This window comes from Methylobacterium sp. GC_Met_2, from assembly GCF_026540795.1.
GTDB lineage: Bacteria > Pseudomonadota > Alphaproteobacteria > Rhizobiales > Beijerinckiaceae > Methylobacterium.
This window is the reverse complement of sequence record NZ_JALNUM010000193.1, coordinates 1-6025: the sequence shown is the minus strand read 5'-3', so window position 1 is coordinate 6025 and position 6025 is coordinate 1. Positions and strand designations below refer to the sequence as shown.

Sequence of the window (6025 nt, the reverse complement as noted above, 5' to 3'; positions counted from 1 at the left end):
GTTCTACGACGTCCGGCCGGCTTAGCGGCCTGCCCCCCTTCCCCATGCCGAACCGGCCTCCGCATCGACGGAGCGCACCCGAGGAGACCGCAGCCGATGCGCATCGCCGTGCTCCAGTTCACCCACGAGACCGTGACGTTCCTGCCGAACGACACGACCCGCGACGACTTCATCTATCCGGGCTCCCCGGCGGGCGGCGCGGCGCTGCTCGCCACCGACCCCAAGGGCTACATGGGGGGCTTCGTCCAGGTCGCCCGGGAATACGAGGGGGTCGACCTCGTCGGCCTCACCTCGCCGCTCTGGCCGCGCACCGGCATCGGCTCAGGCTGGGTGACGCAGGACGCGTTTGCGCATTTCCTCGACGCGATGCTGGCGGAGCTGGAGGCGGGGGCACCGTTCGACGGGGTCTACCTCGCGCTGCACGGCGCGATGGCGGTGCGCGGCGTGCCGCGCCCCGAGGCCGAAATCGCCCGACGGGTGCGGGCGGTGGTGGGGGTGGGCGTGCCCATCGCGGCGACCTTCGACCCGCACGGCAACGAGGATGCGGAGTTCCTGCACCACGCCGACATGGCGTTCGCGGTGAAGTACTTCCCGCACTACGACATGCATCTCCAGGGGCAGCGCGCGGCGCGGATGCTGGTGCGGACGATCCGCGGCAGCTTCCGGCCGGCGCACCGGACGATCCCGATCCCGATCCTCGCGCCGACCGTGGTGATGTGGACCGGCGCCTCGCCGTGGTCCGACCTGATCCAGCGCGCCTTGGTCTGGGAGGCGCGGGAGCCCGATGTCTTCGTCAACGTGTATTTCGGCTTCCCCTGGTCGGACGTGCCGGATGCCGGCATGGCGGTCTAAGTCCTGACGAACGGCGATCACGCCCTCGCCGACCGGATCGCCCGCGACATGGCGGCCTGGACGTGGCGGCACCGCGCGGCGCTGGTGTCGAGCGTCGCGATCCACCCGATGCGGGACGGCATCGCCAAGGCATCCGAGGCTGCGCGGGCGGGCGGCGCGCCGGTCGTGCTCGCCGATTACAGCGACCGCTCGGGCCGGGCGACATGGCTGCTCGCCGAGGTGCTGGCCCAGGGGCTGGAGCGCACGCTGATCGCAACGGTCGCCGCGCCCGCGCTTCTGGGCCGGCTGCTGACCGGGGGCGTGAAGGCCGGCGATCCGTTCGACGCGGAGGTCGGCGGCCCCGTGGCCGGCGAGGCGGAACCCTCCGCGGGCGTCCCGGTCCGCGTCACCGGCACGGTGTGTGCGGTCGTCGAGGGCACGACCGGCCGGGGCGCCGGCACGTGGCTCTGCGTCGCCTTCGGCCGGGGTAACGTGCTGGTCCTCAGCCCCTACCTCGTTCAGATCATGGAGCCGTCGGAACTCTGGGACCTCGGCCTGACACCGGAGGATTTCGACGTGGTGGCGATCAAGTCCCGGGTCCATTTCCGCCGAGGTTTCGACGATGGCGGCTATGCGCAGACGATCCTGCTGGTCGAGCCGCCCGAGCCGTTCGTCGGGACGGTCCACCTGGACGCCCTCCCCTACCAGCATCTCAACGTCGCCGACTTCTATCCCTACGGCGATCCCGCCTTCGACGCCGGATAGCCGGATGGTCCGTCCCGGCGATGCCGTCGCGGCGGCCCCGCGCTACATCGGCGCCATGCGGAACGCGCCGGTCTTCTCCCTCCCCCGCCTCGATCGCCTCGGCGACCGCTTGGCTGACGATGTCGCCACGGGCGCGATCGCGGGGGCCGACCTGCTCGTCGGCGGGACGGGCGGGGACATCTGGCGGCGCACCGTTGGCTTCCGCGACAGCGTCGCGGGCGACGACCTGAAGCCCGACGCGCTCTGGCGCATCTACTCGATGACCAAGGTCGTCGTCTCGGTCGCCGCCCTGGTCCTGGCCGAGCGCGGCGCCCTGCGCCTCGATCAGCCGGTCGCGGATTTCATCCCCGCCTTCGGACGCCTCGCCGTGCAGGGCCCGGAGGGCGGCCTCAGGCCGGCCGGGAGCGCGCCGACCGTTCAGGATCTGCTGCGCCACACTGCCGGGATCGCGTACGGCTATCTCGGCGATGGACCGACGCGGCGGGCCTACGAGGCCGACGGGCTGCTCGCCGAGGATCTCGACAACGCGGCCTTCGCCGAGCGGATCGCCCGCCTGCCGCTGGAGCAGGAGCCCGGCACGGTCTGGCATTACTCGCACGCCACCGACATCCTTGGCCGCGTCCTGGAGGTGGCCGGCGGCGCGGATCTGCAGGGCGTCCTCGACGCGACCCTCCTCGGGCCGCTCGGGCTCGCCGATACCCGGTTCCGGATCCCGACGGCGCTGGCCGGGCGCGTCGCCCAGCCGCTGCCGCAGGCGTTCGGGCAGCGGCCGGTCTTCCACGATCCGACCGAGCCCCGGCGCAGCCAGCGGGGCAATGGCGGCCTCGTGTCGAGCACGGCGGATTACGCCCGCTTCCTGCGCATGCTGCTGGCCGGCGGCGCCCTCGGCGGCGTGCGGATCCTGGCCCCGGCGAGCGTGCGGCTCATGACGGCGGACCATCTCGGGACCGCGATCGCCAAGGCTGCCTACTACCCGCCGGGCCCGGGTTACGGCTTCGGGCTGGGGGTGGCGGTCCGGCTCGCGGCGGGCGAGGCGCCGGTGCCGGGCAGCGTCGGCGACTGGTTCTGGAGCGGCGTCGGCGGCACCTATTTCTGGGTCGATCCCGCTGCGGGCTTCTTCGCCCTCCTGATGCTGCAGACCTCCTCGGCCGCGCAGCGCCAGCACTACCGCACTCTGACACGCGCCATGGTGTATGCCGCGCTGGAAGACGGGACCGCGGCCTGACCGATGCGTCAGGGATGCTTGTGGATCGGGTCGACCCAGTAGACCGTCTCGGGCGCCTCGGCGGCCGCGACATCGGGCAGGTTGACCACCACCGCCTCGTTGTCGGAGCGCACCAGCACGCAGTGCAGGGGCTCGTCGGTCGAGGCATTGATCTCCTGGTGGGGCACGAAGGGCGGCACGAAGATGAAGTCGCCCGGGCCGGCTTCCGCGACGTATTCCAGCCGCTCGCCCCAGCGCATCCGCGCCCGGCCCGAGACCACGTAGATCACGCTCTCGAGGTCGCCGTGATGATGCACGCCGGTCTTGGCGTCGGGCTGGATCGCCACCGTGCCGGCCCAGATCTTCTGGGCGCCGACCCGGGCGGCGTTGATCGCCGCCTGCCGGAACATGCCGGGCGTCTGCGCGGTGTTGGCGTCGAGCCGGTCGCCCGGGATCACTCGCACCCCGTCGTGCTTCCAGCGCTCGGCGGTGTCGGGCTCATGCGCGTGGTCGTGGGTGTGATGGGCGTCGCCGTCGTCGTGCATGTCGGATCCTCCGGCGCCATCATCGCACGGCCGGGACGTTCTGCGAAAAGCCTGAATCGCGATGGGTCCGGGCCGGCGATCAGCACGGGATCGACGGGGTGCCCTGTACAGTAGAGGCACCACAACCGCGACATCGACAGATGAACGGCGGTCCAGTGGCCTCTCGGACGGGCTGGGGTTAACGCCCAGATATTGCAGCCGACGCTTGACGTCCGCCCTCTGGTCCGGGGGTTGCTACGCTCGCACCTCTCGAGATCAGGAGCACGGATGAAGCGCCGCACATTCCTCGCCGCGGGGGCCGTGACCCTGGCGGCCCCCAGGATCGGCCGGGCGCAGGGCAGCCGGGTCCTTCGCATGGTACCCCAGGCGAACCTGACCTCGATCGACCCGATCTGGACGACGGCGATCGTGACGCGCAACCACGCCTACGTCATCTACGACACGCTGTTCGGCCTCGATTCCGGCCTGCAGCCCCGGCCGCAGATGGCCGCCGGCCATCGTGTCGACGAGAACGGGCGCCGGGTCACCATCACGCTGCGCGAGGGCCTGCGCTTCCACGACGGCACGCCGGTCCTGGCGCGGGACTGCGTCGCCAGCATCCGGCGCTGGGCGGCGCGGAACGGTTTTGGCCAAGTGCTGATGGCGGCGACCGACGAACTCAGCGACGACAACGACACGACGATCGTGTTCCGCCTCAAGGAACCGTTCCCGCTGCTTCCGAACGCGCTGGCGAGCGTCAGCCAGCCCGCCTTCATCATGCCCGAGCGGATCGCCCGCACCGACCCGTTCAAGCAGATCACCGACGCCACCGGCTCGGGGCCGTTCCGCTGGAAGGCCGACGAATTCAACTCCGGCAGCCTGATGGTCTACGAGCGGCACGCCGGCTACGTACCCGCCCCCGGCGCGCCGAGCCTGACGGCCGGCGGCAAGATCGCGCATTTCGACCGGATCGAGTGGCAGATCATCGGCGACGGCGCGACCGCGGCGGCGGCCCTGCAGAACGGCGAGATCGACTGGTACGAGCAGCCGCCGCCGGAACTGCAGCAGCTCCTCGCCCGCAACCGGGACATCGTCGTGGAGGGGCTCGATCGCCTGACCAACCCCGCCATCCTGCGGATGAACCACTTGCACCCGCCCTTCGACGACGTCGCGGTGCGCCGGGCGGTGCTGCCGGCCATCCTCCAGAGCGACTTCATGGCGGCGGTCGCGGGTGACGATCCGGCCAACTACAACGACCGCTGCGGGATTTTCACCCCGGGTACGCCGATGGCGACGGAGATGGGCCTGGAGGCGCTCACCGGGCCGCGCAGCCTGGACAAGGCGAAGTCCCTTCTGAAGGCGGCAGGCTACAACGGCGCGAAGGTCCGGCTGATCGGCCCGACCGACATCCTGGCGCCCTCGGCGATCACCCAGGTGGCGGCCGATCTCCTGCCCCGGATCGGCTTCAACGTGGAGGCGGCGCTCAGCGACTGGGGCACCGTGATCCAGCGCCGGGTCTCGCGCGAGCCGGTCGACAAGGGCGGCTGGTCGGTGCTGCTGACGACGTTCTCGTCTTTCGACAACGCCGACCCCGCCGCGCTCCAGCCGCTCCGGGCGAACGGTGCCAACGCGTGGTTCGGCTGGCCGACGATCCCGAAGCTGGAAGCGTTGCGCACCGCGTGGTTCGCCGCCCCCGACGAGGCGGCGCGCAAGGCGATCTGCGCCGACATGCAGCGGGTGGCGCTCGACGAGGTGGTCTACGTGCCGGTCGGCTCCTATCGGTCGATGACCTCCTACCGGCGCAACCTCACGGGCCGCGTCGTAGGCTTCCCGATCCTCTGGAACATCCGGAAGGCCTGATGGCGCCTCCGGGACCGGCCGCGGCGACGCGTCGTCCGGTCGGGCCTTTGACCGGCCGCAGCGCGTGCCGCACACTCGGCGCGCGGCACGCCGACGACAGGCCTGCCCAATCCGGTTCCCCGCGCCGCGGGCGACCATTGGTCGAGGCACCACCCCGGGAGGGACCTGTGCGCGCTGATATCCCGCTCGACGCCGCTGCCGGCACCGGCCGGGGGGCAAGCCTGCCGCGGCCGGGGCGCACCGCGCTCGTCCTGCTGACGGTCGCGGCGCTCGCGATTGCGGGGGCGGCAGCGGCCCGGGCGCCTGTGACGCGCCTCGATCCCGACCTCGTCCGGGTGATCCGCTTCATGGCGCTGATCAAGGGTGGGCTGGCGCTTGCTGCGGTCGCGGCCTGCTTCTGGCGTCTCGCCCGCCCCACCGGCCCGTGGCGCACTGCGATCTACGTCGTCGGACCGCCCGCCATGGCGGGGGCCTCCATCACCCTCGGCGCAGGGCTGAGCCCCGCGCTCGCGGCGGCGGCCCTGCACATGAGTTTGCTCGCAGTGGTGGCGGCCGCGCTGACCGACCGCGATTTCATCCCCGACCTACTGCTGCGCAGGCGAGCTGGATCGAGCGCACCGCGGCGGCGTCGCTAAGCGCGTCCCTTTTCCCCGGGCGCATGCAGCGCCAGCGGAATGCGGCCCGGGATTCGGCGCAAGACGTCGCGAAGCGTCCATCGGCGCCACCCTGTGCCGCTGCGCGGCGCTTTGTATGCTGGATCCCGGAACACCTTCCACTTGCGTTCCAGGCGTCCGGGAAAAGGGCGCGCCGCCTCACGCGGCCGCAGCCGCCTCGTTCCGGT

Annotated in this window: 6 protein-coding genes; 5 read left to right on the top strand and 1 reads right to left on the bottom strand. The window is 71.8% G+C overall.

The features are described from left to right. Positions 1–96: 96 nt before the first annotated feature. From OXS49_RS32235 to OXS49_RS32225, 3 genes are read left to right on the top strand one after another with little or no spacing between them, the layout of a single operon-like run. The gene (locus OXS49_RS32235) at positions 97–852 is read left to right on the top strand and encodes a M81 family metallopeptidase (RefSeq protein ID WP_267427904.1); all 756 of its coding nucleotides are present in this window, start codon (positions 97–99) and stop codon (positions 850–852) included. A 48-nt stretch (positions 853–900) separates the two neighbouring features. After that, a complete protein-coding gene (locus OXS49_RS32230; RefSeq protein WP_267427905.1) occupies positions 901–1596 on the top strand; it encodes an MlrC C-terminal domain-containing protein in 696 nt (231 codons plus the stop codon). 4 nt (positions 1597–1600) lie between these two features. Then, the gene (locus OXS49_RS32225; protein ID WP_267428603.1) at positions 1601–2821 is read left to right on the top strand and encodes a serine hydrolase; all 1221 of its coding nucleotides are present in this window, start codon (positions 1601–1603) and stop codon (positions 2819–2821) included. Between the two features lie 8 nt (positions 2822–2829). Here the strand turns inward: OXS49_RS32225 and OXS49_RS32220 are convergent, their stop codons facing one another. Next, complete coding sequence (locus OXS49_RS32220) at positions 2830–3345, bottom strand: cupin domain-containing protein (protein WP_267428602.1); 516 nt, start codon at positions 3343–3345, stop codon at positions 2830–2832. Positions 3346–3612: 267 nt separating this feature from the next. Here OXS49_RS32220 and OXS49_RS32215 point away from each other — a divergent pair, with 267 nt between their 5' ends. Together OXS49_RS32215 and OXS49_RS32210 are read left to right on the top strand one after the other, a co-directional pair. Continuing rightward, positions 3613–5184, top strand: coding sequence for an ABC transporter substrate-binding protein (locus OXS49_RS32215; protein ID WP_267428601.1), 1572 nt, complete (start codon positions 3613–3615; stop codon positions 5182–5184). Positions 5185–5351: 167 nt separating this feature from the next. Next, positions 5352–5819 (top strand): hypothetical protein, encoded by a 468-nt coding sequence (locus tag OXS49_RS32210; RefSeq protein ID WP_244001692.1) that lies wholly within the window; start codon positions 5352–5354, stop codon positions 5817–5819. Positions 5820–6025 lie beyond the last annotated feature (206 nt).